Consider the following 2,001-nt stretch of genomic DNA (forward strand, 5'->3'; position numbering starts at 1 on the left):
TTCGATCCCGGCCCGAACCCGCACGGCACCGCGCCGATCTACCTCGCGGGCGTAGGCGTGCTGATGACCGAGGTGGCGGGCGAGGTCGCGGACGGCTTCCTGTGCCACAACTTCACGACCGAGCGGTACCTGCGCGAGGTGACGCTGCCGGCGCTCGAACGCGGCCGGGTCAAGGCGGGCAAGACGTTGGAGGGCTTCGAGATCAGCGGTCCGGTGTTCGCCGCTTCCACTGACGAGGAGATCGCCGACGTCAAGCGGCAGATCGCGTTCTACGGGTCGACGCCCGCGTACAAGCCCGTGCTGGACCTGCACGGCTGGGGCGAGCTGCACGAGGAGCTGCACCGGATGTCCCGGCGGCAGCAGTGGACGGAGATGAGCGAGCTGATCAGCGACGACGTGCTGCGCGAGTTCGCGGTGGTCGGGCCGGCCGACACCCTCACGGCCTCGCTGCTGGACCGGTACGGCGACGTCGTCACGCGGATCTCACCGTCGGCGAGCGTCCTTCACCGGCCGGAGAAGTGACTGAGGCCCTGCCGCGCGAGCTCGGCGTGGAAAGCGTCGAGCTCGGCGCGCACTCTGGCGACGCCCCTCTTGCGGATCCACCTGCGTCTGCCCACGTTGGCGGCGGTCAGGGCGAACGGTAAGGCCAGCAGGGTCAGGACCAGCATCATCATCATGTCGTCTCCTCAAGGGTTGCGAACAAGCAACGACCAATCGAGACACCGCTTACGGTAGCGGGTCCAAAGCCACCCAGGTGGAGCAAAGTCACCGACAGCAAGTCAGTTCTTGACTAATTTTGTTTTCGGTGCGACGGTGGAGCCATGTTCGAAGTGGCGGTGATCGAGGACCCGGCCGCGGCCGAGGTGTCGCTGGATCCGGTGCGAGCGCGACTGCTCGCGGAGCTGGCAGAGCCGGGATCGGCGACGATGCTCGCCGCGAAGGTCGGTCTGCCCAGGCAGAAGGTGAACTACCACCTGCGCACGCTGGAGCAGCACGGCCTGGTGGAGCTCGTCGAGGAACGGCGCAAGGGCAACGTCAACGAGCGCCTGCTGCAGGCGACGGCGGCGTCCTACGTGATCTCACCGACGGCGCTCGCGGCGGTGCAGCCGGACCCGGCGAGGTCACCTGACCGGTTGTCCGCGCGGTGGTTGCTGGCGGTCTCGGCGAGGCTGGTGCGCGACGTGGGCACGTTGATCAACGGCGCGACCAAGGCGAAGAAGCGGCTCGCGACGTTCGCGCTGGACGGCGAGATCAGGTTCGCCTCCGCGGCCGACCGCGCCGCGTTCGCCGAGGAGCTCGCGAACTGCGTGACACAGCTCGTCTCGAAGTACCACGACGAACAGGCCGAAGGAGGGCGCGCGCACCGAGTCGTCGTCGCCCTGCACCCCAGCGTCAGCGCCAAGGAGGAAGAGTCGTGACCCGCGAGTTCGAGATCAAGAAGGAAGTCGAGGTCGAGGGGACCCCGGAGCAGGTCTGGGACGCCATCGCGACCGGGCCCGGCATCGACTCGTGGTTCATGGGCCCGCACACGGTCGACGGGCGGCTCGGCGGCCGCATGACGCTCGACCTGGGCTTCTTCCAGGAAGCGTCGACGATCACGGCCTGGGAACCGGGCAAGCGGTTCGCTTATGAGAGCGACAAGGCAGACGACGGCACGATCCACGCGATGGAGTACCTGATCGAGGCGCGTGACGGCGGCTCGACCGTGCTCCGGTTCGTACACAGCGGCATCCTCGGCGACGGCTGGAGCGACGAGTACCTCGACCAGACCTCGTACGGCTGGGACATGTACCTCGCCACACTGGGCCAGTACGTCAAGCACTTCAGCGGCCGCCGCGGTACGTACGTGTTCGCCCAGGCGCCCCAGGAGCAGCCCGACGACGCGTGGGCACGACTGCTCGCGGCGCTCGGCGTGCCTGCCGACCCGAAGGTCGGCGACGAGGTCACGCTGGAGCCGTTCGGCATCACCGGGGTCGTCGACTTCGCCTACGACCTGCCGGG

The 2,001-nt window shown here is 68.2% G+C and carries 4 protein-coding genes; 3 read left to right on the forward strand and 1 reads right to left on the reverse strand.

All coding sequences use genetic code 11. The features are described 5' to 3' along the window. Window positions 1-522, forward strand: a 522-nt coding sequence (locus UK23_RS12095; RefSeq protein WP_045311554.1) for an LLM class flavin-dependent oxidoreductase, incomplete at its 5' end; no start/stop codon positions are given. Here UK23_RS12095 and UK23_RS51455 read toward each other — a convergent pair. Further along, entirely contained in the window at window positions 504-677 is a 174-nt protein-coding gene (locus tag UK23_RS51455; protein WP_156213042.1) for a hypothetical protein, read from the reverse strand. The genes UK23_RS12095 and UK23_RS51455 overlap by 19 nt on opposite strands. A gap of 144 nt (window positions 678-821) precedes the next feature. On the opposite strand from UK23_RS51455, the gene UK23_RS12100 reads away from it, so the two are divergent. Together UK23_RS12100 and UK23_RS12105 are read left to right on the forward strand one after the other, a co-directional pair. Then, on the forward strand, window positions 822-1,418 hold the full coding sequence (locus UK23_RS12100) for an ArsR/SmtB family transcription factor (RefSeq protein ID WP_196777711.1): 597 nt from the start codon (window positions 822-824) through the stop codon (window positions 1,416-1,418). Next, window positions 1,415-2,001, forward strand: a 587-nt coding sequence (locus UK23_RS12105; protein WP_045311555.1) for an SRPBCC family protein, incomplete at its 3' end; no start/stop codon positions are given. The genes UK23_RS12100 and UK23_RS12105, both read left to right, overlap by 4 nt.

The organism is Lentzea aerocolonigenes (genome assembly GCF_000955955.1).
Lineage (GTDB): Bacteria > Actinomycetota > Actinomycetes > Mycobacteriales > Pseudonocardiaceae > Lentzea > Lentzea aerocolonigenes_A.